Raw genomic sequence first — 2,016 nt, 5'->3', positions numbered from 1 at the left:
CGGCCCATGGCGTCGTAGCCGAAGCAGCTGGTGAGCGTGCCCTGGGTGCGCAGGACTTCGCGGCGCAGGTCGTCACGCTCTTGCAAATCGTTGGAATCATTCTCTACAGCAGGTTCTTGATCAACTACTACCTGATCTCAGTTTCCTTGGTACCCTGAACAAAACCATAAGGTCACTCCTGAAAATCCAAGCGTAAATCTCAACTCAAAGCTCTTTAATAGACTGCCTCACAGACTCACAAAAAAAGTCTTCAAAATTATTGAAAATCACGTTTTTTTCACCATCCCTTTTAAATGAAAGCTCAGTCTCCACAACTACGGGCTCGCCTGTCTCTCCGATATTGGAAGTGTCGATTGAATATATAGGACCATAGCCTGAAGACTTAATAACAACCATACTGCTATCAGCATCACCAAGCAATCGCGCTGTTTTTTGTAGCGAACAGTACGCTAGGTATCGCGGTAGCGCTTAGCCCACTCTTTGTGATCCCATAATATGTTTCTCCAGCAAATGATAAAGCTTCGAATTTCTTCAGGAATAACTTATACGAGCTCGGAAAACTCACACCCAGTTCGTTTTCAAACTCAGCTATCAAGGCGTCGGTAGCACCACCTGCATATGCCGGATCTTCACCAGATGCAGTCTTAATCAAATCCATATAACTCATACCTCAAACCCCAAAGTCCAGTGATCTTTCCTTCCAATAGCCTTTCTTCCATGTATTAAACGGCCCACGATTGGCTTCCGCTCCAGCGTGGTGGTCTGGCCCAGCGCGTCGGTGACGACGGCCAGATGGTGGCGCTCGTCGAAGCGGTAGGTGGTGATTTTACCCGAGCAATCCTGGAAGCGCTCGACCTGGGCCAGGGAGTTCCACCACAGATATTTGGACTTGCCGGTTGCACCGATGACGGTGTGCGGCAGGCCGTCGTCGCCATTGAGGTATTCGGTGGTGTGGCCGAGGGCGTCGATTTCCTTGAAGTATTTTTTAGTCAGCCGTAAACATTACTCTCTTGGGCCTTCTCAATGAAGATATCAAGGAGATCACCTTGAATTTCCTCTCCATCACACGTAACAACAAAATCTCCGTCTACACCATCAGGGAAATGAACACCATCCAGCGTCCCCAAGACCACAGAAGCACTGTCAGCGATAATGACGTTAAAAAAAGCAAAAATATTAGCCCTATCGTTGTCGCTAAGCGTAGCCATGGCATTTCTGGCCTTGGCATACGGATCGTTATCGTTATTGAGCGGCTTACTTAATGAATTCCTATATTGTTCTAAATTTTTGGTATACAGCTCATTAAATATTGCAGATACAAATTTTTGATCAGATTTCATAAGCCATCCTCATTAGCGCATTTCTGGGTACATTGCTTTATTTAGCGATATCAGTTCTTGAAGCTTTGCATTGGGTACATCTGGATATACACGCCTGAGTTCTCTTATGTCGCGAGCCACAACATCACGAGCACTGGCAAATGGCAAGCCTGTCTTTCCATTCACCCCACCCCTTGACAAAATACCTACTCCCTCTTTAGAAACAGTATGCCCCACACGAGGCACTAACATTGCGGGAGCAGCTGCTGGATCGTAGCCCTCAACCAAATCTTTCATAAGATTTTTCTGGCCAACATGGTGAGAGTCTAATCCTAGATTTTTACCCTTTACAGCACTTTTATTACCTTGATGTGAGTTCACATCCCATTTTTCACAAGCGAGGCCTAAAGAATCGATCCATGCATTGGGATTAGGCACATACTGGTAAAGATTTTCTCCACCGTATAACCCAATCGGATCCTGCGTAACAAACCGCCCCACCTCCGGATCGTAATACCGAAACGTGTTGTAGTGCAGCCCCGTCTCGTCATCAAAATACTGCCCCTGAAACCGCAGGTTCTGCTCGACGTCATTGACGTGTAGACGCTCAACCGCCCCCCAAGCCTTGTACGTCGCCTGCCAGACTATGCTCCCGTGCGCGTCAGTCATCTCCAACGGCGTACCAATCTGGTCGGTA

The 2,016-nt window shown here is 47.4% G+C and carries 3 protein-coding genes and 1 pseudogene; all 4 read right to left on the bottom strand.

The window, feature by feature from the left end:
• Window positions 1–409 precede the first annotated feature (409 nt).
• Window positions 410–658 carry an SMI1/KNR4 family protein gene (locus tag ACM6I6_RS22560; RefSeq protein ID WP_323629388.1) on the bottom strand — a complete coding sequence of 83 codons (249 nt, stop codon included), beginning with the start codon at window positions 656–658 and terminating at the stop codon, window positions 410–412.
• An 80-nt stretch (window positions 659–738) separates the two neighbouring features.
• Window positions 739–972: pseudogene (locus ACM6I6_RS22555) on the bottom strand (RHS repeat protein); the annotation flags it as partial.
• Window positions 973–989: 17 nt separating this feature from the next.
• Window positions 990–1,340 carry a hypothetical protein gene (locus ACM6I6_RS22550; RefSeq protein WP_323629389.1) on the bottom strand — a complete coding sequence of 117 codons (351 nt, stop codon included), beginning with the start codon at window positions 1,338–1,340 and terminating at the stop codon, window positions 990–992.
• A 12-nt stretch (window positions 1,341–1,352) separates the two neighbouring features.
• Window positions 1,353–2,016 (bottom strand): RHS repeat domain-containing protein (locus ACM6I6_RS22545; RefSeq protein WP_414920732.1); only part of this gene is annotated, 664 nt, incomplete at its 5' end.

Source organism: Pseudomonas sp. IT-P218, from assembly GCF_949767605.1.
Taxonomy (GTDB): Bacteria; Pseudomonadota; Gammaproteobacteria; order Pseudomonadales; family Pseudomonadaceae; genus Aquipseudomonas; species Aquipseudomonas putida_AE.
Note: the sequence above shows the minus strand (reverse complement) of the source record. Positions and strands in the feature narration are given on the sequence as shown.